Annotated in this window: 17 protein-coding genes; 5 read left to right on the plus strand and 12 right to left on the minus strand. The window is 73.5% G+C overall.

The window, feature by feature from the left end; genetic code table 11:
• Nucleotides 1–4 precede the first annotated feature (4 nt).
• Entirely contained in the window at nucleotides 5–2,185 is a 2,181-nt protein-coding gene (locus N0B34_RS16440) for a putative bifunctional diguanylate cyclase/phosphodiesterase (protein ID WP_263732354.1), read from the minus strand.
• Nucleotides 2,182–4,863, minus strand: coding sequence for a DNA translocase FtsK 4TM domain-containing protein (locus tag N0B34_RS16445; RefSeq protein WP_412175762.1), 2,682 nt, complete (start codon nucleotides 4,861–4,863; stop codon nucleotides 2,182–2,184). Before N0B34_RS16445 ends, N0B34_RS16440 begins: the two co-directional genes overlap by 4 nt.
• A gap of 276 nt (nucleotides 4,864–5,139) precedes the next feature.
• Between N0B34_RS16445 and N0B34_RS16450 the strand changes: the two genes are divergently transcribed.
• Nucleotides 5,140–6,138, plus strand: coding sequence for a DMT family transporter (locus N0B34_RS16450; RefSeq protein ID WP_263732355.1), 999 nt, complete (start codon nucleotides 5,140–5,142; stop codon nucleotides 6,136–6,138).
• Nucleotides 6,139–6,223: 85 nt separating this feature from the next.
• Nucleotides 6,224–7,555 carry an MFS transporter gene (locus N0B34_RS16455; protein WP_263732356.1) on the plus strand — a complete coding sequence of 444 codons (1,332 nt, stop codon included), beginning with the start codon at nucleotides 6,224–6,226 and terminating at the stop codon, nucleotides 7,553–7,555.
• A gap of 47 nt (nucleotides 7,556–7,602) precedes the next feature.
• Here N0B34_RS16455 and N0B34_RS16460 read toward each other — a convergent pair whose 3' ends face one another.
• Genes N0B34_RS16460 through N0B34_RS16475 form a run of 4 tightly spaced genes read right to left on the minus strand, consistent with a single transcriptional unit; the run spans nucleotide 7,603 to nucleotide 11,631 of the window.
• Nucleotides 7,603–9,288 carry a ribonuclease J gene (locus tag N0B34_RS16460; RefSeq protein WP_263732357.1) on the minus strand — a complete coding sequence of 562 codons (1,686 nt, stop codon included), beginning with the start codon at nucleotides 9,286–9,288 and terminating at the stop codon, nucleotides 7,603–7,605.
• Nucleotides 9,289–9,312: 24 nt separating this feature from the next.
• Nucleotides 9,313–10,230 carry a 4-hydroxy-tetrahydrodipicolinate synthase gene (dapA, locus tag N0B34_RS16465; protein ID WP_263732358.1) on the minus strand — a complete coding sequence of 306 codons (918 nt, stop codon included), beginning with the start codon at nucleotides 10,228–10,230 and terminating at the stop codon, nucleotides 9,313–9,315.
• Between the two features lie 4 nt (nucleotides 10,231–10,234).
• Nucleotides 10,235–10,816, minus strand: coding sequence for a dihydrofolate reductase (locus N0B34_RS16470; RefSeq protein WP_263732359.1), 582 nt, complete (start codon nucleotides 10,814–10,816; stop codon nucleotides 10,235–10,237).
• Nucleotides 10,813–11,631 (minus strand): thymidylate synthase, encoded by an 819-nt coding sequence (locus N0B34_RS16475; protein WP_263732360.1) that lies wholly within the window; start codon nucleotides 11,629–11,631, stop codon nucleotides 10,813–10,815. The genes N0B34_RS16470 and N0B34_RS16475 overlap by 4 nt, the downstream gene beginning before the upstream one ends.
• 64 nt (nucleotides 11,632–11,695) lie before the next feature.
• On the opposite strand from N0B34_RS16475, the gene N0B34_RS16480 reads away from it, so the two are divergent.
• On the plus strand, nucleotides 11,696–13,183 hold the full coding sequence (locus N0B34_RS16480) for an NAD-dependent succinate-semialdehyde dehydrogenase (RefSeq protein ID WP_263732361.1): 1,488 nt from the start codon (nucleotides 11,696–11,698) through the stop codon (nucleotides 13,181–13,183).
• Nucleotides 13,180–13,770: a GNAT family N-acetyltransferase gene (locus N0B34_RS16485; protein WP_263732362.1), complete on the plus strand. Its 591-nt coding sequence runs from the start codon at nucleotides 13,180–13,182 to the stop codon at nucleotides 13,768–13,770. The genes N0B34_RS16480 and N0B34_RS16485 overlap by 4 nt, the downstream gene beginning before the upstream one ends.
• Before the next feature lie 16 nt (nucleotides 13,771–13,786).
• Here N0B34_RS16485 and N0B34_RS16490 read toward each other — a convergent pair whose 3' ends face one another.
• The 3 genes from N0B34_RS16490 to N0B34_RS16500 all read right to left on the minus strand — a co-directional run bounded on the left by N0B34_RS16490 (nucleotide 13,787) and on the right by N0B34_RS16500 (nucleotide 15,919).
• Nucleotides 13,787–14,275, minus strand: coding sequence for a tetratricopeptide repeat protein (locus N0B34_RS16490; protein WP_263732363.1), 489 nt, complete (start codon nucleotides 14,273–14,275; stop codon nucleotides 13,787–13,789).
• Nucleotides 14,272–15,033, minus strand: coding sequence for a 4-hydroxy-tetrahydrodipicolinate reductase (gene dapB / locus N0B34_RS16495; RefSeq protein WP_263732364.1), 762 nt, complete (start codon nucleotides 15,031–15,033; stop codon nucleotides 14,272–14,274). Before dapB ends, N0B34_RS16490 begins: the two co-directional genes overlap by 4 nt.
• Before the next feature lie 73 nt (nucleotides 15,034–15,106).
• Nucleotides 15,107–15,919 carry a hypothetical protein gene (locus tag N0B34_RS16500; protein ID WP_263732365.1) on the minus strand — a complete coding sequence of 271 codons (813 nt, stop codon included), beginning with the start codon at nucleotides 15,917–15,919 and terminating at the stop codon, nucleotides 15,107–15,109.
• A gap of 62 nt (nucleotides 15,920–15,981) precedes the next feature.
• Between N0B34_RS16500 and N0B34_RS16505 the strand changes: the two genes are divergently transcribed.
• Nucleotides 15,982–16,908 carry a hypothetical protein gene (locus N0B34_RS16505; protein WP_263732366.1) on the plus strand — a complete coding sequence of 309 codons (927 nt, stop codon included), beginning with the start codon at nucleotides 15,982–15,984 and terminating at the stop codon, nucleotides 16,906–16,908.
• Between the two features lie 4 nt (nucleotides 16,909–16,912).
• On the opposite strand, the gene N0B34_RS16510 is transcribed toward N0B34_RS16505, so the two are convergent.
• From N0B34_RS16510 to rpsO, 3 genes are all read right to left on the minus strand, one after another.
• The gene (locus N0B34_RS16510) at nucleotides 16,913–18,256 is read right to left on the minus strand and encodes a M16 family metallopeptidase (protein ID WP_263732367.1); all 1,344 of its coding nucleotides are present in this window, start codon (nucleotides 18,254–18,256) and stop codon (nucleotides 16,913–16,915) included.
• A 1-nt stretch (nucleotide 18,257) separates the two neighbouring features.
• Nucleotides 18,258–20,513, minus strand: coding sequence for a polyribonucleotide nucleotidyltransferase (locus tag N0B34_RS16515; protein WP_263732368.1), 2,256 nt, complete (start codon nucleotides 20,511–20,513; stop codon nucleotides 18,258–18,260).
• A gap of 219 nt (nucleotides 20,514–20,732) precedes the next feature.
• Entirely contained in the window at nucleotides 20,733–21,002 is a 270-nt protein-coding gene (gene rpsO, locus N0B34_RS16520; RefSeq protein ID WP_263732369.1) for a 30S ribosomal protein S15, read from the minus strand.
• Nucleotides 21,003–21,141: the final 139 nt, after the last annotated feature.

Below are 21,141 nucleotides of genomic sequence, written 5' to 3' on the forward strand. Positions count from 1 at the left end.
GGACTCACGGCAGCGGCTGCGCCCCGCCGTACAACCAGCCCTGCCCGTACCGCCAGCCGTTCGCCTGCAGGAACCTCGACTGCTCGGTGTGCTCGATGCCCTCCGCGATGGTCACCATCGCGAGCTCGCGCGCAAGTGCTCCCAGCGCCCGCGCCACCCGGCCGGCGGTCGGGTCCGTCGGGATGCCGGCGGTGAACGACATGTCGAGCTTGACGCCCGAGACGGGCAGGTCCCGCAGGTACGACAGGGGCGAGACGCCGGTGCCGAAGTCGTCCAGGAGGACGGGGACACCCGCGGCCGACAGCTGCGTCAGCTCGTGCCGGATCCGGGTGCTCGACGCCACGAGGGACGACTCGGTCAGCTCGACGACCAGACGCCCGGCGGTCACGCGGTGCCGCGACAGCTCGGACAGCAGCGTCGTCGCGAACTGCCCGTCGCCCAGCTGGTCCGCGGAGACGTTGACGGACACCCACGGCCCGTCGGCGCCCGACCGGGCCAGCAGCTCCACCGCCCGGGTCGCGACGAGGGCACCGAGCGCACCGAGGATCCCCGCCTCCTGGGCGTAGCCGAGGAACGTGCCCGGCAGCAGCAGCCCGCGGCGCGGGTGCTGCCAGCGGACCAGCGCCTCGTACCCGACCACGCGCACGTCCGCCAGGTCGACGATCGGCTGGTAGTGCACCACCAGCTCGTCGTTCTCCACGGCATCGGCCAGCTCGCGCAGCATCCCCGTCGGTGACGCCACCGCCATCGACGGGTCGTAGACCTCGGTGCGCGAGCGTCCACCGGCCTTCGCCCGGTAGAGCGCGGCATCGGCTGCAGCGAGCAGGGCCGGCGCCCCACCCTCGTCCGGCACGTCGGGGTCCAGGGTCGCGATGCCCACGCTGGCCGCGACCGTCAGGCGTCGGCGCGCGATGCGGACCGGTTCCCGCAGCCCCGCGTGCACCGCGGCGGCCACCTCGAACACCGCCTTGGCGGCGTTCTCGTCCTGCACCACCACCACGAACTCGTCACCGCCGAGCCGGGCGACGGTCCCCCGCCGGTTGCTCGCGGCGCGCAGCACACCGGCGACGTGCACCAGAACCTCGTCACCCGCCGCGTGCCCGTGCCGGTCGTTGATCTGCTTGAACCCGTCCAGGTCGCAGGCGAGCACGGCGACCCGGCCGGCCGCGCCCGGCTGCTCCAGGACGGTCTGCAGCACCTCCTGCAGCAGCGTCCGGTTGGCGAGGCCCGTCAGCGGGTCGTGCATCGCCCGGTGCGTGAGCATCTCGGCCTTGAGCTTGGACTCCGTGGTGTCGCGCACCTGGACGACGAAGTGGTCCGGGCTGCCGTCGTCGTCGCGGACGAGTCCGACGTCGAGCACCACCCAGACCAGGTGGCCGTCGGCTCGGCGGTACCGCTTCTCGAGGGAGAACCGGTGGTCCTCCCCGACCAGCAGCCGATGGATGTGACCCTGCTCGGTGTCCCGGTCCTCGGGAGCCGACAGGTCGGCCATCGGGTACCCGCTCAGCGCCCGCACGTGCGTGCCCAGCAGCTCGGCGAACGCCGAGTTCGCCTCGATGATCTGCCAGTTCAGGTCGACGAGCGCCATGCCGATCGGCGCGTTCTCCATCGCGACGCGGAACTGCTTCTCGCTGCGCGAGAGCGCGTTCTCCACCTCGTGACGGCCGGTGACGTCCACCAGCGTGGTCAGCACCGCCGGGGCGTCGCCGTCGCCGTGCGGCACCACGCGACCCGCGACCTGCACCAGCCGCACCGGTGCCGACGCCATGCCCGGCACCGTCACGCCGACGACCAGCGGCGTGTCACCGGGGCGCGTGCCGACGCTGAGCACCGCCGTGGGGTTCATCGCCATGCCGCGCTCGTTGATCATCACGACCGGCAGGTCGCCCACCGACCGCCCGACGGTCTGCGCCGGGTCGACACGCAGGATGTCTGCCGCACGTTCGGAGATGTCCAGCACCTGCGACGACAGCGACTGCACCAGGACACCCTCGCGCGTTACGGACTGCAGCGCGTCGTACCGGTTCCTCAGCTCGCGCGAGAGGGCGAGAGCCTGCTCGACCCGCCGCACCTGCCGGCGCTGCCGACCGATCAGCACCAGCAGGGCCGCGAGCGCGACGACGGCCACCACGGCGGTGACGGGCGCGACCCAGCTGGGGACGCCGAGGCTCTCGAGCAGCCTCACCACGGGGCGTCGCGCCGGTCGTCGGCGTCGTCCTCCTCGAGGTACTCGTCGTCGTCCCCGCCGTCCGCCATCGCGGGGTCCCCCCGCAGCAGGGCCAGCGTCCCGGGCAGGTCGTCGGGCTTGACGAGCACCTCGCGCGCCTTGGAGCCCTCGGAGGGGCCGACGATCTCGCGCGACTCCAGCAGGTCCATCAGCCGACCGGCCTTCGCGAAGCCCACGCGCAGCTTGCGCTGCAGCATCGAGGTGGAGCCGAACTGGGTGGTGACCACCAGCTCCGCCGCCTGCAGCAGCAGGTCGAGGTCGTCGCCGATGTCGTCGTCCACCTGCTTCTTCGCCGGCGCCGCGGTGACGTCCGGCCGGTAGACGGGCTTCAGCTGCGTCTTGACGTGCTCGACGACCGCGTGGATCTCGCTCTCGGTCACCCAGGCGCCCTGCGTGCGCATCGGCTTGGCGGCGCCCATCGGCAGGAACAGCGCGTCGCCCTGGCCGATCAGCTTCTCCGCACCGGGCTGGTCGAGCACCACGCGGGAGTCGGTCAGCGACGACGTGGCGAACGCGAGCCGCGAGGGCACGTTGGCCTTGATCAGGCCCGTGACCACGTCGACCGACGGACGCTGGGTGGCGAGCACGAGGTGGATGCCGGCCGCGCGGGCGAGCTGCGTGATGCGCTGGATCGAGGCCTCGACGTCGCGCGGGGCGACCATCATCAGGTCGGCCAGCTCGTCGACGATCACCAGGAGGTACGGGTACGGCGCGATCTTGCGCTTCGACTCCGGCAGCGGCTGCACCTTGCCCGCCCGGACACCGGCGTTGAAGTCGTCGATGTGCTTGTAGCCGAACATCGCCAGGTCGTCGTACCGGGCCTCCATCTCCTTGACCACCCACTCGAGGGCCTCGGCGGCCTTCTTGGGGTTCGTGATGATGGGCGTGATCAGGTGCGGGATGCCCTCGTACACCGTCAGCTCGACCCGCTTGGGGTCGACCAGGATCATCCGGACCTCGTCAGGGGTGGCCCGCATGAGGATCGAGACGATCATCGAGTTGACGAAGCTCGACTTGCCCGCGCCGGTGGCGCCGGCGACCAGCAGGTGCGGCATCTTCGCCAGGTTGGCCACGACGTAGCCGCCCTCGACGTCCTTGCCGACGCCGATGATCATCGGGTGCTCGCTGCGCTTGGCGGCGGCCGACCGCAGCACGTCACCGAGCGCCACCGTCTCGCGGTCGGTGTTCGGGATCTCGATGCCGATCGCGGACTTGCCCGGGATCGGCGACAGGATCCGCACGTCGGCGCTCGCCACCGCGTACGCGATGTTCTTGCTGAGCGCCGTGACGCGCTCCACCTTGATGGCCGGGCCGAGCTCGACCTCGTACCGGGTCACGGTCGGGCCCCGGGTGAAGCCCGTGACCTGCGCGTCGATCTCGAACTGCTCGAGCACGTTGGTCAGCGCCTCGACCACGCGGTCGTTCGCCGCCGAGCGGACCTTGTGCGGGGCTCCCTTGGTCAGCACGTCCTCTGAGGGCAGCAGGTACAGGACGTCACCGGACAGCATCGGCTGCTCGCCACGCGGCACACCGCGCGTCGGCGGTGCGGCCAGGCCGGTGCTGGTCACCACGCCCGCGTCGGGCGTCACCACGGTGGTCGGGACGGTGTCCGCCGCGCGGGCCGCCTCGACGTCGGCCGGGTCGAGCGGTGCCAGGTGGTCCGTGTCCTCGCCGCCCGCGTGCTCGGCGACCAGCGCGGCCCGCTCGAACGCCTCGTCACCCTCGTAGGCCTCGAGCCGTTCCGCCGCCGCGGCAGCGGCCGCCTCCGCGCGGGCCTTCCGCCGGCCGAGCAGCCCGCGCCGCTTCGGCGGCTCGACGGGCTCCTCGGCGGTGTGCCCCTCGCGGATCACCAGGGGCGCGTCGTCGTCCTCGTCGTCCGGCGTGCCGTGGTGCGCCACCGCGGACCAGGCCGACCTGAGGCGCGGGACCACCTGGTTCACCGGGGTCGCGGTCACGACGAGCAGCCCGAAGAGCGCGAGCAGCACCAGCAGGATGACGGCGACGACGGGTGTCAGGAGCGTCGCGAGCGGGGTGCCGATCGCCAGTCCCACCAGACCGCCGGCCGCGCGGACGGCAGCGAGGTGACCGGTCGTCGGCACGCCTGCCGCCACGTGGAAGATGCCGCAGACGGACACCGCGATCGCACCGACGCCGATGCCGATCCGGGAGTTCGCCGGACCGAGGTCGGGATGGCGCATCAGCCGGACCGCGAACCAGGCCAGCACCAGCGGCAGCACCAGGCCGACGCGTCCGAAAGCTCCCGCGACGGCGCCGTGCACGGCCGTGCCGGCGGTGCCGGACAGGCCGAACCACTCCCGCGCCCCCACGACGACGGCCAGCCCGAGCAGCGTGAACGCGAGCCCGTCACGGCGGTGCGCAGGGTCGAGGTCCCGCGCACCGCGGCCGACCCGGCGAGCCGAGCCGCCGACGACGTGCGCCGCACCCATCCACACACCGCGCACCATGCGCAACGGCAGTGCGGCGCGCGGCGGGGGCGCGGTCCGGGAGGCGGGCCTCCCGGAGCCGACCGGCCGGTTCGAGGAACCACGGGCACCGGAGGCAGCGCCGCGCACAGCCCCGCCCGGTCGGTCGCCGGTGCGCCGGGCCGCGCTGGGTGCGGACGTACGTGCTGCCATGGTCCTCACGGTAGCGGCGGCTCCCCGCCCCACCCGCCGTGTCGGGGCCCCACGGGCGCGTGTCGTGCACGGGCGACGTGGGCCGAGGGCGCCGAGCAGGGACGTTCGCCCTGGTCGGAGGCCGGCAGCGGCCGTGTCGGTGGCCTCGCCTACGGTGGTGCCCGTGACGACCCGACGGCCGGCGACCGGCGTCCCGCAGCGGCAGCCAGACGACCCCACCCCCACCGGTCCGTCCCGTCGGCGCGGCGAGGGACAGCCCACCCAGGACGGCGCCGCATGAGCCGGCGCGGCTGGCTGCTCCTGGCCGCCATGGGTGTGATCTGGGGCGTCCCGTACCTGCTGATCAAGGTCGCCGTGGCCGACGTCAGCCCGGTCGACGTCGTCTTCGCCCGAACCGCTGTCGGGGCCCTGCTGCTCCTGCCGTTCGCCCGCCGCTTCGGCGGTCTGCGAGCGCTGCGCGGGCACTGGCCGGCGGTCCTCGGCTTCGCCGTGCTCGAGATCGTCCTGCCGTGGATCCTGCTGTCGAACGCCGAGCGGACGCTCACGAGCTCGACGACCGGCCTCCTGGTGGCGACCGTGCCGGTCGTCGCGGTCGTGCTGGTCCGCTTCGTCGACCGACAGCCTGTGGCGGCGGTCCGATGGGTAGGGCTGGCGGTCGCGCTCGGCGGGATCGTGCTGCTGCTCGGACCTGGCGCTGCGGCGAACGACCCGTGGGCCGTCGTCCAGGTGCTGCTGGCCGCGCTGGGCTACGCCACCGCCCCGATCATCGCGGACCGCTACCTCCGCGACGTGCCGACCATCCCCCTCACCGCCACCTGCCTCGGTCTGACCGCGCTGCTGTACCTGCCGTTCACGCTGCTGACCGGGCACCCGCACCTGCCCGGTCTGCACGCCGCGCTGGCGCTGCTCGCACTGGGCGTCGTCTGCACCGGTCTGGCATTCGTGCTGTTCTTCCGCCTCATCGCCGAGGTCGGTGCCGCGCGGTCGACGCTCGTCGCCTACCTCAACCCCGTGGTCGCCGTCGCCCTCGGCGCGGCGGTGCTCCGCGAACCCGTGACCCTCACCGTGCTGCTGGCGACCGCGCTGATCCTGGCCGGTTCCGCAGCGGCGTCGCGGCGTGCCTCGCGGGCCACCGCTCCGGTCGGGCAGCCGAGCACCGAACGGACGGCGGTGGCAGCGACCGCGGTCGCGGCGGGTGCAGCGACTGCGGCAGCCGCACCAGCCGTGGCGCCTCCACGGACCGGCGAGCCGGAGCAGTGCCCCGCCCAGACCTGAGACCGTCCGGTCTCCCGCCCGTGCGCGGACGGTGACCACGAAAGTCGTTTGTCGCCTGTCGGAGGCCGGTGAGAGGGTCGTCGGCATGCCCGAGAGCCCGTACCGACGGTTGTTGCGCCTGCCCGGCGTGACACCGCTCGTGCTCGTCGCTCTCGTCGCACGGGTCCCCCATGCGATGACGGGCGTGGTGCTGACCCTCCACGTCGTCGGGCACCTGCACCTCGGCTACGGCCGGGCCGGCCTCGCAGCCGGGGCGATGACCGTCGGGATGGCGATCGGTGCACCGTGGCGTGGTCGACGGGTCGACCGGCTCGGGCTGCGCCGCGCCCTGGTGCCGTCGGTCGTGGTCGAGTCGGCGGTCTGGCTGGTCGCGCCGCGGCTCGGGTACGTGCCGCTCCTCGGTGCGGTGTTCGTCGCCGGGCTCTTCCTGGTACCGGTGTTCTCGGTGGTGCGCCAGTCGCTGGCCGCGCTGGTCCCCCTGGACCAGCAGCGCACGGCCTTCGCGCTCGACTCGGTCGCCACCGAGCTGACCTTCATGCTGGCGCCGGCCATCGGAGTGGTGCTGGCGACCAGGGGGTCGAGCACGATCGCCCTCACGGTGATCGGCGTCGCGACGGTCGGCGCCGGGCTGCTGCTCATCTGGTTCGACCCGCCCACCACAACGGATCGGGGGGCGGGGGTCGACGCACAGACGGCCGGCGACCTCGTGGGCGACGTCGTCGGTCGCGGTGCGCGGGCGTTGGCCGCTCCCGGCCTGCTGGTGGTCCTCGGGGCCTGCACCGCCGCGGCGCTGGTCCTCAACGGCACGGACGTGTCGATCATCGCCGCCCTGCGCAGCACGGGCCACGAGGCGTCGGTCGGCTGGATGATCGCGCTGTGGTGCCTCGGCTCCGTCATCGGCGGCCTGGTGTACGGCGGCGGCCGGCGGGAGGTGCACCCGCTGGCGCTCGTCGCCCTGCTCGCCGCCCTCACGCTTCCCGCAGCCCTCGCCACGACGCAGGCGCAGCTCGCCGTGGCCGTCGTCGTGGCGGGTCTGCCGTGCGCCGCGAGCCTCTCGGCGATCAACGCCGCCCTGGTCCGCTCGGTGCCCGAGAGTCGGCGTGGCGAGGTGATGGGCTGGAGCGGCACGGCCAACACCGTGGGCGCCGCGTTGGGTGCACCGCTCGGCGGGCTGGTGATCGACCACGTCGGTCCACGAGCCGGCTTCCTCGCTGCCGGCGGCGTGGGCCTCGTGCTGACCGTCGGTGCCTTGGTGTTCCGGCGCGTCGTACGCGCGGTCGGCGGGCGGTCCGCGGGGGGCCTTCGCGGCGCTGAGGTTGCCGTGGCCGTTCCGGCCATCGGGGACGTCGAGGAGGAGCCGACGGACCGACCGGCGGACCGATCAGGACACCGGGACTGGGCGGCGCCGACGCGCTGACGTGCTCGCGCGTCGGCGGCGCGGTCAGGCCTCGACGACCACCGGGCTCAGGCCTCGACGACCACCGGGATGATCATCGGCCGGCGCCGCAGGCGGCTCGCCACGAACCGACCCACCACCCGGCGGACCACCTGCTGCAGCTGGTAGGTGTCCACCGAGCTGGACCTCGCCGCCTCCTCCAGCGCCGCGGACAGCTCCGGCAGCACGGCGTCGAACACGGAGTCCTGCTCGGCGACACCACGCGCGTGGATCTGCGGCCCGGCGAGCACCTTGCCGTCCGCCGAGCTGACGACGGCGAAGATGGACACGAAGCCCTCGTCGCCCAGGATCCGCCGGTCCTTCAGCTCGGCCTCGGTGATGCCGCCCACGCTCGAGCCGTCCACGTAGACGTAGCCGCACGGCACGGCACCGGCCACGGACGCTCGACCGTCGACCAGGTCGACCACCACACCGTCCTCCGCCAGGACCACGCGGTCGGCCGGGACACCCGTGCGGACGGCGAGCGCGGCGTTCGCGACGAGATGCCGCACCTCGCCGTGGATCGGCATCACGTTGCGCGGCCGCAGCACGTTGTAGACGTAGACGAGCTCGCCGGCGCTGGCGTGGCCGGAGACGTGCACCTTCGCGTTCCCGGAGTGCACGACGCGGGCACCGAGCCTGGTCAGGCCGTTGATCACCCGGAACACCGCGTTCTCGTTCCCGGGGATCAGGCTCGACGCCAGGATCACGGTGTCCCCGGGACCCACGCTGATCCGGTGGTCCCCGTTCGCGATCCGCGACAGGGCCGCCATCGGCTCGCCCTGCGAGCCGGTGCACATGAACACCACCTCGTCGTCCGGCAGCTCGTCGACCTGCTTCTGGTCGACCAGCACCCCCTCGGGGACGTGGAGGTAGCCCAGCTCGGCGGCGATCGTCATGTTGCGCACCATCGAGCGGCCGACGAGCGCCACGCGCCTGTCGTGCGCCGCGGCGGCGTCCAGCACCTGCTGCACGCGGTGCACGTGGGAGGCGAAGGAGGCGACGATGATCCGCCGGGTCGACTCGGCGAACACCCTGTCCAGCACGGGCCCGATCTCGCGCTCGCCGGTGACGAACCCGGGGACCTCGGCGTTGGTCGAGTCGACCATGAACAGGTCGACCCCCTGCTCGCCGAGCCTCGCGAACGCGCGCAGGTCCGTGATCCGGCCGTCCAGCGGGAGCTGGTCCATCTTGAAGTCGCCGGTGTTGAGCACCGTGCCCGCCGGGGTGCGCACCGCGACCGCCAGGGCGTCCGGGATCGAGTGGTTCACGGCGACGAACTCGCACTCGAACACCCCGAGGCGCTCGGTCTGACCCTCGCGCACCGGGAGCGTCAGCGGCGTGATCCGGTGCTCCTTCAGCTTCGCCTCGACGAAGGCGAGCGTCAGCTGCGAGCCGACCAGCGGGATGTCCTGGCGCAGGCGCAGCAGGTAGGGCACGGCGCCGATGTGGTCCTCGTGGCCGTGCGTCAGGACGATCGCCTCGATGTCGTCCAGCCGGTCCCGGATGTAGTCGAAGTCCGGGAGGATCAGGTCGACGCCGGGCTGGTTGTCCTCGGGGAACAGCACACCGCAGTCGATGACGAGCAGGCGCCCGTCGAACTCGAGGACCGACATGTTGCGGCCCACCTCACCGAGGCCGCCGAGCGGGACGACGCGCAGCGCGCCGGCCGCCAGGGCCGGGGGCAGGGTGAGTTCGGGGTGGGGGTGGCTCACGGGACTCCTGTCTGAGGGGTGCGGTCAGCCGGCGACGAGGTCGAGCAGACCCGCTCGCACCAGGTCGGTGCGGAGCTCGCCGAGCTCGGCGTCGCTCAGCGGAACGATGGGGAGCCGGGTCGCCCGGCTGGGCAGCAGACCGAGCAGCTCGAGCGCGGCCTTGGCGGTGGGGGCCTGCATGCCGGCGCCGTTCAGTGCGTCGACCGCGGGCACGATCTGCCGGAAAGCCGCGAGCGCGCCCGCGTGGTCGCCGGAGACCCAGCACCGCGCGATGGTGGCGAGGCCCGGCGTGGCGACGTGCCCGACGACGGACACGATGCCGACCGCGCCGAGCGCGAGCAGCGACAGGAACGCCGAGTCGTCTCCGGAGTACCAGGCGAGGCCGGTGCGCTCGATCGCCTTGGCGGCGCCGTAGCTGTCACCGGTGGCGTCCTTCACGGCGACGATCCGGGGGTGCTCGGCGAGCCGGTCCAGCGTCGGCGGCTGCACGCGCACCCCGGCCCGGCCAGGGATGTCGTAGACCATCACGGGCAGCTCGGTGGCGTCGGCCACCGCCTCGATGTGCGTCGCCAGCCCGTGCTGGGACGGCCGGGAGTAGTACGGGCTGACCACCAGGAGGCCGTGCGCGCCCGCGTCGGCTGCCTGCTCCGCCATGCGGACCGCGTGGGCCGTGTCGTTGGACCCGGCACCGGCGACCACGAAGGCCCGGTCCCCCACCGCCTCGACGACGGCGGACACCAGCTCGGCCTTCTCGGGTGCGTGCGTCGTCGGCGCCTCACCGGTGGTGCCGTTGAGCACCAGGCCGTCGTTGCCCTGGTCGACCAGGTGCCGCGCGAGAGCGACGGCTGCGGCCAGGTCGAGGGCCCCGTCCGGTGTCATGGGCGTCACCATCGCGGTGAGCACGGACCCGAAAGGACGGGTGGAGGACGTCACGGCGGGCATGGGGTCACGCTACCGCCCCGGTCCCGGGCGCCCCGGACGCGTCCGCGCGGGTGTAGGAGCGGAACCGGTACCGCGTGCCCGTCCGCGAGACGAGCCACGGACCGGCGTCGAGGGCCTGCCCGTGGGCCAGCGCTGCCTCGAGCGGCTGGTCGCCGTCGACCGCGACGGGACGCCAGCGGGCGGGGTCCACCGGCGGCGCGTAGGTGTCGCCCGGCACGTCGAGGTCGACGTCGGTCACCTCGAGACGGCCGGCACGCGTGATCGCCTCCGCGAACAACGCCGCTCCGCCGATGACCCACACCTCCTCGTCCGCTCCCAGCAGGTCGAGCGCCGCCTCCAGCGACGAGCACACCTGCGCGCCCGCGGCGCGGTACGCCGGGTCACGCGAGAGCACGACGTTGCGGCGATCCGGGAGGGGCCGCATGCGCTCCGGCAGCGACTCCCACGTCCGACGCCCCATCACCACCGCGTGCCCGGCCGTGAGCCGCCGGAAGCGGGCCAGGTCCTCCGGCAGGTGCCACGGCAGCGTGCCGTCCCGGCCGATCACCCCGTCCGCCGTCTGCGCCCAGACGAGCGCGAGGCTCACACCGCCACCGGCGCCTTGATCGCCGGGTGGTGCTGGTAGTCCAGCACGTGCACGTCCTCGAACGTGTAGTCGAACAGCGACGGCGCACGGTCCAGCTCGAGCCGCGGCGCCGGGAAGGGCGTGCGGGACAGCTGCTCGCGGACCTGGTCCACGTGGTTGTCGTAGACGTGGCAGTCGCCACCGGTCCACACGAAGTCGCCGACCTGCAGGTCCACCTGCTGGGCCACCATGTGGGTGAGCAGCGCGTACGAGGCGATGTTGAACGGCACCCCGAGGAACATGTCCGCCGACCGCTGGTAGAGCTGGCACGAGAGCCGGCCGTCGGCGACGTAGAACTGGAACATCGCGTGGCACGGTGCCAGCGCCATCTGCGGGATCTGGGCGACGTTCCACGCCGAGACGAGGTGCCGGCGGGAGTCCGGGTCGCGGCGCAGGCCGTCGAGGACGGCCGCGAGCTGGTCGACGTGACCGCCGTCGGGCGTCGGCCAGGACCGCCACTGCACGCCGTACACGGGCCCGAGCTCACCGTCGGGGGCGGCCCACTCGTCCCAGATCGACACGCCGTGCTCCTGGAGCCAGCGGACGTTCGAGTCCCCGCGCAGGAACCACAGCAGCTCGTAGACGACCGAGCGCAGGTGCACCCGCTTCGTCGTGACCAGGGGGAAGCCGGCCTGCAGGTCGAACCGCAGCTGTGCGCCGAACAGGCTGCGGGTCCCCGTCCCGGTCCGGTCAGCCTTCCGCGTCCCCGTCTCCAGCACCCGGCGCAGGAGGTCCTCGTACGGCGTGGGCACGGGCGCGTCGACCGGGCTCGTCATGGCGGACATCGTAGGTCGCGGACGCGGCAGGACATCGCGGGCTCGCACGGCGAGACTGGGGGCCATGACCGCGTCGTCGTCCTCACCGCCCACCGCTGCGTCCGCGCTGCCTGCCGGCCTGCCGACCGGGCTGCTGATCGGCGGAGAGTGGCGAGCCGCCGGCTCGGGGGGCACCTTCGCCGTCCAGGACCCGGCGAGCACCGACGTGCTCGCCGAGGTGGCGGACGCCGGCGAGCAGGACGCCCTCGACGCGCTGACCGCCGCCGACGAGGCGTTCCGGGAGTGGCGGACCGTCCCGCCCCGGGACCGCAGCGAGCTGCTGCGCGCCGTGTTCGAGGCGATCACGGCCAGGACCGACGAGATCGCCGCGGTGATCACGGCCGAGGGCGGCAAGCCGCTCGCCGAGTCGCGTGCCGAGGTGGCCTACGCCGCGGACTACGTCCGGTGGTTCGCCGAGCAGGCGGTACGGATGGAGGGCCTGGCGCGGCGTGCTCCCGCCGGCACGCACCACCAGCTGGTGCTGCGCAAGCCGGTCGGTCCGGCACTGCTGATCACGCCGTGGAACTTCCCGATCGCGATGATCGCCCGCAAGCTCGCGCCGGCGCTCGCGGCCGGCTGCAGCGTGGTGGTGAAGCCGGCACAGCTGACGCCGCTGACCACCGCCCTGGTCGCGGAGATCGTGCGGGCCGAGCTGGCGGCCCGCCACCTGCCGACCGGCGTGGTCAACGTGGTGCCGTCGTCGTCCGCCTCCCGCATCTCCGAACCGCTGCTCGCGGACCCACGCCTGCGCAAGCTGTCCTTCACCGGCTCGACGGAAGTCGGTGCCTCCCTGCTCAAGCAGGCGGCGGACGGAATCCTTCGCACGTCCATGGAGCTCGGCGGCAACGCGCCGTTCCTGGTCTTCGACGACGCGGACCTCGGCGCGGCCGTCGAGGGCGCCGTGGCGGCGAAGATGCGCAACTCCGGCCAGACGTGCGTCGCGGCCAACCGGTTCCTGGTGCAGGAGGGTGTCGCCGAGGAGTTCACCGCCAGGTTGACGGAGGCGTTCGGCCGGCTCGTCGTCGGCCCGGGCGACCGACCGGGCACCACGGTCGGGCCGCTGATCCAGCAGAGCGCCGTCGAACGGGTGACCGAGGTGGTGCAGCAGGCCGACGACGCAGGGGCGCAGGTGCGTGTCGGCGGGGTGCGACCCGAGGGACGAGGCTGGTTCTACCTGCCCACGGTCCTGGACGGTGTGACGCCGGACATGCGGGTGGTGACCGAGGAGGTGTTCGGGCCCGTCGCACCGGTGCTGCGGTTCGGTTCCGAGGACGAGGGTGTGGAGCTGGCCAACGCCACGCCGTTCGGCCTGGTCGCGTACGCGTACACCCGTGACGTCGGCCGGGTGATGCGCCTGACCGAGAGCATCGACGCCGGCATGCTCGGGGTGAACCGCGGCATGGTGTCGGACGCGTCGGCACCGTTCGGCGGGGTGAAGCACTCCGGTCTGGGCCGCGAGGGCGGCGAGGCCGGCATCGAGGAGTACGTCGACCCGATGTACGTGGCGCTGTGAACGGCCACCACGCGGAGGGTGCCCACGCGGACGGTGCGCACGCCGACGTCTCGGTCCGGCCCGCCGTCGCGGGCGACGAGCGCGAGGTGGCCCGCATCCAGCTCGCCGCCTGGCGGTCGGCGCACCTGGCGACCCTGGGGCAGGAGGTGCTCGAGAGCTTCGACGAGGCCGCCTTCGTGGAGCGCTGGGCGCAGGCGGTGCGGATGCCACCCGCGCCGGGGTATCGCGTGCTCGTGGCGTGCGCGGGACCACGCGTGGTGGGCTTCGCCGCCGTCGCACCCGTCCCGCCGCCGGAGGACGAGCCCTTGGCCGCACCGGGCGGCGTGATCCTCGCGCTCGAGGTGGACCCCCCGGAGCAGCGCGCCGGCCACGGCTCTCGGCTGCTGGCGGCCGCGGTCGACCTGCTGCGCGGCGACGGGGCCGACCAGGTCCAGACCTGGGTGATCGACGGCGACGAGGCACGGGACCGCTTCCTCGCCGGTGCCGGGATGGGACCCGACGGTGCGGTGCGAGACCTCAGCTCCGGAGCAGGACCCGGCGGGGAGACTTTCGTGGTGCGGGAACGCCGCTGGTACGCCTCGATCTAGGGACGCCGGCCGGCCGCTACGACCGCACGCGTCGCCGGTGCAGCCGGCTCGCGCTGCGCAGGGAGCCACGGGCACGACGTCGGTCGCCGGCCGCGTCGTACGCGAAGGCCAACCGGTACCAGGCGCGCCAGTCCTCCGGGGTCGCCTCGACGGCCTGCCGGGCAGGCTCGAACCGCTCCCGCGCGACCTGGCGGTCGACCCGTCCGCCGGGTGAGCGCGGCAGGTCGTCCACCGGCAGCTCACCGGCACGGTCCAGCTCGTCCGCCATGCGCTGCACGTCCACCGCGAGCAGCCACTCCCGGACGATCAGGGCGATGACCAGCAGGGGAAGGACCAGGAACGCCGCGCCTAGTGCGATGCCGACCGCCCGGCCGGTGGCGATCAGCTGGACAGAGCGCACGCCCACCAGCCACACCCACACGGCCAGCAGGGCGGTGACCAGCACCGCACCGACCAGACCGGTGTACCGGCGCCGGGCCGGTGGCCGGTCCTGCGGCGTGCTCACGCGGTGCCCAGGCCGAGCAGGGGCGCAAGGCCGACCGTCAGCCCCGGCAGGCCACCGACGCGGCGCACGCCGAGCAGCACCCCGGGCATGAAGCTGCTGCGGTCGAACGAGTCGTGGCGGATGGTCAGCTGCTCCCCCGGGTTGCCGAGCAGCACCTCCTGGTGCGCGGTGAGCCCGCGCAGCCGCACGGCGTGCACGTGGATCCCGTCCACCTCGGCGCCGCGCGCGCCGTCGAGCGACTGCGTCGTCGCGTCCGGGACGGGACCCCGGCCGGCGGCGGCACGCGCAGCGGCGATCGCCCGTGCCGTGGCACGGGCGGTGCCGGACGGTGCGTCCACCTTGTCGGGGTGGTGCAGCTCGACCACCTCGACCGACTCGAACCAGCGCGCAGCCTGGGCGGCGAACGACTCGGCGAGCACGGCGCCGAGTGCGAAGTTGGGGGCCACGAGGACGCCGACGCCCGGGGCGTGCACCAGGTGGTCGCGCACCCGGTCGAGTGCCTCGTCGGTCCAGCCCGTGGTCCCGACGACGACGTGCACACCGCGGTCGATCAGCGCGTGCACGTTCTGCTCGGTGACGGTCGGGACGGTGAAGTCCACGGCGACCTGCGCACCGGCCTGCGACACGGCGCTGAGGTCACCGTCGGCGTCGACCCGCGCCACCAGCTGCAGGTCCGACGCGGCGTCCACGGCCTGAGAGACGGTGGACCCCATGCGCCCGTGGGCGCCGAGCACGGCTACCCGGATCTGGTCGGTCACGGGGAGCCACCCTACCCATGGGGCTCGCGCGCACCGCGTGCGGAGCCTGGCGTGCCGACGCACGTCCGCGCCGTCACGGCGTCGGACGCCCGAGCCGCTCCACGAGGCGTCGAAGGTCGGCCGGCGCCAGGCCGGTGAACCGCTCCACCTCTCGCGGCGGGTAAGCCGGGTCCATGAACCAGCGCAGCGCCGCGACCGCGGCCTCGAGCCGCACCGGCCCTGCGCCGACCCGATCACGCACGTACGCGGAGAAACGCACGGCCGACAGGTAGGCGGCCGGGGCCATGCCGAGCAGCGCGACGCACCAGCGGTGGAGCTCCGCGAGCTGCACGCCGGCGAACCCGGCCAGGTCGATCGGACGCACCAGCCCGCGCTCGGAGTCCACGCGGGCGACGACGTCGTCCAGCCGGTCCAGGTCCGCGGAGCGCTCGATCGGCTCCCGCGCCAACGCGTCGAGCAGCAGGCGGGCCGCATCGTCCTCGTCACCCACCGCCAGCAGCCGGGAGGCGTCGTCCGCGACCGGCCCGACGACGTCCGCCAGCGGCAGCGACCGGTCCGCCATCGGGCGCCCACCGCGCAACCGCGCCGGACCGAGCGGGTGCAGCTGGAGGCCCAGCCGCACGCCCGGGCCCGTCTGCGTGCGCACCAGCGCGTGCGTCCACGGGCCCCGGAGCGCGGGCTCCTCGGGGCGACGCTCACCGGTGAGCGGGTCGACGAGCAGGCCGGCGGCGCCCGCGGTCAGCAGCACCAGGCCGCGGCCGTCAGGCAGCAGCACCTCGGTGTCGCCCGGCCCTCCGGGCTGGTGCAGCACCCAGACGTGCTCGACGACGCCGCGCAGCGAGTCGGGCACCTCGATGCGCCGGTACGTCACCTCGGCCACGGCCATGACGTCATTGTGTCGCGCGAACGGCCCGCCACGAGCGGGCATCGAGAGCACGATGCGATGCCATGAGCCGCATCCCCCGATCGGTCGTCCACGCCGTCAGAGACACCACGGGGCTGCTGCTGGTGACCCTGGTCGTCGGCGCAGCGCTCGGGCTCTGGGTGGTCCGCACCGACCCGACGTGGCAGCACGTCGTCCGCGACGGGCGGGTCTCGGCGTGGGGCAGCGCCGCACAGCTCGGCTGGGAGCACGTCCGGACCGTTGCGGCTGCGCTGCTCGTCGTGTGGTTCGCGAGCCGCGCGCGAGCGGGGCTACGGAGCGCGTGGACCGCCGCCTGGCTCGCGGTGGCGCTCGTGCTCCTCGCCTCCGTGGTGGCCGTCGTGCCGCTGCCGGACGGAGCTCGGCTGCTCGGCGTCTGGCCCGGGCCCGCCGATCCGCTCCGGCTCAGGCCGGACGGGAGCTGGGCGGCGGGGGTGACGCCTGCCTGGGGGTTCCCCGTGCTCACCGCGGGAGTGCTCCTGGTCGCCGCGGTGCTCGGCAACCGAGACGGCGGACGCCAGGACGACGGCGCTGCCGTCCGCCTCCTGCCTCTCGCCGCCGGTGGTCGGCTGCTCGGTGCCGGTGTGGTGGGCGTCCCTGCCACCGTCGCGGCCGCCGGCGCCGGCGCGGCCCTGCTCGCGGGCTCCGGCTGGCTGACCGCCGACGGCGAGCTGGCGACGCTGACCGTCGCACTCCTCGCCGCCGCCCTGCTCTCTGGCACCGGGCCGTCGGGAGCTGTCGTGACGGTGCTCGCCGCGCTGCCCGTGGCCCTGGTGCCGCTCGGCTCCTGGTCCGCGGGTGGTGCGGACGTGCTGCTCGTCCAGGCGGCGGCTGGCACGACGGCGTGCGCCGCAGTCGCGGCGTGGCGGCCGTGCGTCGCCTGGGCGGCCGAGCTGGTGGGGGCGCGCGACCCGCGCACGACTCTCCCCGAGGCGGTCGACCCGCAGGTCTGACGGCTCAGTCGCCGAACGGGCCGACGCGGACGACGCTGCGCGGCTGCGCCGCCAGCAGGACGGCCAGGGACTGGATGTCCGCCGCCGTCACCGCGCGGATGCGCTCGAGCGACTCGTCCGTGCTGAGCAGCTCGCCGTGCACCAGCTCGGCGCGGCCGAGCCGGCTCATGCGGGAGCCCGTGTCCTCCATGCCGAGCACCAGGCCGCCGGACACCTGTCCGATGGACCGCCGGAGCTCGGCGGGCGTGATCGGGTCCTGGGCCAGCTTCTCGAGCTCGAGGACGAGCAGCGCAGTCACCTCGTCGACCCTGGCCGGCGTGCACCCGGCGTACAGGCCGAACAGCCCGGTCTCCGCGTGGCCCGACGAGAACGAGTACGTCGAGTACGCCAGCCCCCGCTTCTCGCGGATCTCCTGGAACAGGCGGGACGACATGCCGCCGCCGAGCACGGCGTTCAGCACGGTGAGGGCGAACCGGCGGTCGTCCGTGGCCGTCAGGCACAGGCCGCCGACGATGACGTTCGCCTGCTCGGTGGGTCGACGGACCGTCAGCTCCGTGCCGTCCGACGGGATGCCGAGCTCGCCCGCCAGGAGGCGGTCACCACCGACGCGGCGTCCGACCGGGACGGCGTGGTCGTCCAGCGACCAGCCACCGGCGGGCAGCGCGCGCAGCACCTGCTCGCACAACGCGTCGTGGTCCACCCCGCCGGCTGCCGTGACCACCAGGGTCGCCGGGCGGTAGTGCTGGCGGTAGTGCTCCCAGACCGCGTCACGCGGGACGTCGCGGATCGTCTGGGGCGTGCCGCCGATGGGTCGACCCAGCGCGTGCGAGCCGAAGACGGCGGTGGCGAACTGCTCGTGGACCACGTCCGACGGGTCGTCGTCGTTCATCGCGAGCTCTTCGAGGATCACCCCGCGCTCGGTCTCCAGCTCGTCCGTGTCCAGACGGGCCGAGGTGACCATGTCGGCGATGACGTCGACCGCCATCGGCAGGTCGTCGTCGAGCACCCGCGCGTAGTACGAGGTGTGCTCCTTGCCGGTGGCGGCGTTGGCCTCACCACCGACGGCGTCGAACGCCTCCGCGATGTCCATCGCCGTGCGGCGCTCGGTGCCCTTGAACAGCAGGTGCTCGAGGAAGTGCGTCGAGCCGAAGTGCCCGCTGGTCTCGTCGCGCGAGCCGACGCCCACCCAGGCGCCGACCGTCGCCGAGCGCAGACCGGGCATGTGCTCGGTCAGCACCCGGACCCCACCGGGCAGGACGGAACGACGCACGAGTGCGTCGCCGTCCTGCCCGGCGGACTGCTCCGCCCCCGGCTGTCCGGAGGCGACGAGCGGGAGGTCCAGCGGCACGTCAGGCGTTCGCAGGCGCCGCGTCGGTGGCGTCGGTGCCGGTCTCCTCGGACGCAGCGGCCGGAGCCGCCGCCTCCTCGTCGACCACCGCGTGCAGCGAGAGCTTGCCGCGCGGGTCGATCTCGCCGATCTCCACCTGCACCTTCTGGCCCACGGCGAGGACGTCCTCGACGTTCTCGACCCGCTTGCCGCCCACGAGCTTGCGGATCTGCGAGATGTGCAGCAGCCCGTCCTTGCCCGGCGACAGCGAGACGAAGGCACCGAACGTCGTGGTCTTGACGACCGTGCCGACGAAGCGCTCGCCCACCTCGGGCATGTGCGGGTTGGCGATCGCGTTGATCGCCGCCCGCGCGGCCTCCGCCGACGGACCGTCGGTGGCGCCGATGTAGACCGTGCCGTCGTCCTCGATGGAGATGTCGGCGCCGGTCTCCTCCTGGATCTGGTTGATCATCTTGCCCTTCGGGCCGATGACCTCGCCGATCTTGTCGACCGGCACCTTCACCGTGATGACGCGCGGCGCGAACGGGCTCATCTCGTCCGGGGTGTCGATCGCCTCGGCGATGACGTCGAGGATCGCCAGGCGCGCCTCCTTGGCCTGCGTGAGCGCACCGGCCAGGACGCTCGCCGGGATGCCGTCGAGCTTGGTGTCCAGCTGGATCGCGGTGACGAACTCCCGCGTGCCGGCCACCTTGAAGTCCATGTCGCCGAAGGCGTCCTCGGCACCGAGGATGTCGGTCAGGGCGGCGTACCGCGTCTGACCGTCGACCGTGTCGGACACCAGGCCCATGGCGATGCCGGCGACCGGCGCGCGCAGCGGCACACCGGCGTTCAGCAGGGACAGCGTCGAGGCGCAGACGGAGCCCATCGACGTCGAGCCGTTGGAGCCGAGAGCCTCGGACACCTGACGGATCGCGTAGGGGAACTCCTCGCGGCTGGGCAGGACGGGCACGAGGGCCCGCTCCGCCAGGGCGCCGTGACCGATCTCGCGGCGCTTCGGCGAGCCGACGCGCCCCGTCTCACCCGTGGAGAACGGCGGGAAGTTGTAGTGGTGCATGTACCGCTTGCGGGTCTCCGGCGACAGCGTGTCCAGCTGCTGCTCCATGCGCAGCATGTTCAGCGTGGTGACGCCGAGGATCTGGGTCTCGCCACGCTCGAACAGCGCCGAGCCGTGCACGCGGGGCAGCACCTCGACCTCGGCGGACAGCGTGCGGATGTCCCGCAGGCCGCGGCCGTCGATGCGGAAGCCGTCGGTGAGGATGCGCTGACGGATCAGCTTCTTCTGCACCGAGCGGTACGCGGCGGAGATCTCCTTCTCGCGGCCCTCGAACTGCTCGGCGAGCTCGGCCTGGATCTCGGCCTTGATCTCGTCGAGACGGTTCTCGCGGGTCTGCTTGTCCGCGATGGACAGCGCGTCGCCCAGACGGGCGGCCGCGGCCGACTCGACGGCGGCGTAGGCGTCCGGCTGGTAGTCCGGGAAGACCGGGAAGACCTGGGTCTCCTTCGCGGCGCGCGCGGCCAGGTCGGCCTGGGCCAGGCAGAGGGAGCGGAGGAAGGGCTTGGCGGCCTCGAGGCCGTCGGCGACGACCTCCTCGGTCGGCACCGTGCCGCCGCCGCCGTGCACCAGGCCCCAGGTCGCCTCGGGCGCCTCGGCCTCGATCATGGCGATCGCGACGTCGTCGCCGACGATGCGGCCGGCCACGACCATGTCGAAGGTGGCGCGCTCACGCTCGGAGTAGCGCGGGAACGCGACCCACTGGCCGTCGACCAGGGCGATGCGCGTCGCGGCGACCGGGCCCGAGAACGGCAGGCCGGACAGCTGCGTCGAGATCGACGCGGCGTTGATCGCGAGGACGTCGTACGCGTCGTCCGGGTGCAGCGCGAGGACGGTGACGACCACCTGGACCTCGTTGCGCAGGCCCTTGACGAACAGCGGGCGCAGCGGCCGGTCGATCAGGCGGCAGGCCAGGATCGCCTCGGTCGAGGGACGGCCCTCACGGCGGAAGAACGAGCCGGGGATCTTGCCGGCGGCGTACTGCCGCTCCTCGACGTCGACCGTCAGCGGGAAGAAGTCGAACTGGTCCTTGGGGTGCTTGCCGGCCGTGGTGGCCGACAGCAGCATCGTCTGGTCGTCCAGGTAGGCGACGGCGGAGCCGGCAGCCTGCTTGGCCAGGCGGCCCGTCTCGAAGCGGACGGTGCGCTTGCCGAACTTGCCGTTGTCGATGACGGCCTCGGCGAACTGGATCTCGGGACCCTCCACGGGTGCCCTCCTTGTTCTCGAAGTGCGCCGGTGGGTCCGCGGCGGTCTTCGATCGAGGCCCTCGGCGCGCCGTGCGGCGGTCCGGGGGCCACTACCGAGGACCGGACGTGGGACCGGCGCGGCGGTGTGGTGTGACGTGGTGCGTGCGTCAGGGACGCGTACCGGCCCCGACGCGGGACCAGCCCGGACCCTGTGCGGGGTCCGGGCTGGTCCGGTGGGTCAACGGCGCAGGCCGAGCCGCTCGATCAGGCTGCGGTAGCGCTCGATGTCGATCTTCTGCAGGTAGCCGAGCAGCCGACGACGGCGCCCGACGAGCAGCAGCAGGCCACGACGCGAGTGGTGGTCGTGCTTGTGCTCCTTGAGGTGCTCGGTGAGGTCCTTGATCCGCTGCGTGAGCACCGCGATCTGGACCTCCGGCGAACCGGTGTCACCCTCGTGGGTCGCGTACTCGGTCATGATCGACTGCTTGGTGGCAGTGTCGAGGGCCAACGGTTCTCCTGGTGTCTCGTTGCGCGGCGCTCCGGGGCTTGTCCACCCGGGCTCTGTGGGTCCGCGGCCGTTCTGACGGCGCGTGAAGTCTACCAGCAGGTCTGCCGCCGGCCGGTGGGGCCGCCTCGGAGCCGCCGGC

It is taken from the genome of Cellulomonas sp. SG140 (assembly GCF_025770785.1).
Lineage (GTDB): Bacteria > Actinomycetota > Actinomycetes > Actinomycetales > Cellulomonadaceae > Cellulomonas.